A 482-nucleotide genomic window follows, 5' to 3' on the forward strand; every position below is an offset into this window, starting at 1 on the left:
CAATACATGGGAAAGTGGTATGAAATTGCACGATTAGATTTCAAATACGAAAAAAATATGAGTCATGTAACTGCGACTTATTTTTTGAATAAGAAAGGTGTAATAGAAGTTCATAACAGAGGTTTTGATTATAAAGAAAACGAATGGACAGAAGCTCATGGAAAAGCTAAGTTGAATGGAGAAGAGGGGAAAGGAGCTTTAAAAGTTAGTTTCTTTGGTCCATTTTATTCAGGATATAATGTTGTGTTGATGGATCCCGATTATGAAACGGCTTTGGTTTTTGGTGAAAGTCATGATTATATGTGGATTTTATCACGACAAAAAACAATTTCGGAAGCAACAAAACAAAAGTTTCTTTTGTATGCAGAAGAAAAAGGATATGCGATAGAGGAACTTACTTGGACTGTACAAGAATAAGTTGATAAATATAGTTTCATCTCAAAGGGCTAATTTCTTTTAAGAAATTAGCCCTTTGAGATGAA

At 32.6% G+C, this 482-nt stretch carries 1 protein-coding gene; it reads left to right on the forward strand.

From position 1 onward, the window contains the following. On the forward strand, positions 1–417 hold a 417-nt coding region (locus tag QWI17_RS12770), incomplete at its 5' end, for a lipocalin family protein (RefSeq protein ID WP_302722900.1). Positions 418–482 lie beyond the last annotated feature (65 nt).

It is taken from the genome of Gilvimarinus gilvus, from assembly GCF_030518155.1.
Taxonomy (GTDB): domain Bacteria; phylum Pseudomonadota; class Gammaproteobacteria; order Pseudomonadales; family Cellvibrionaceae; genus Gilvimarinus; species Gilvimarinus gilvus.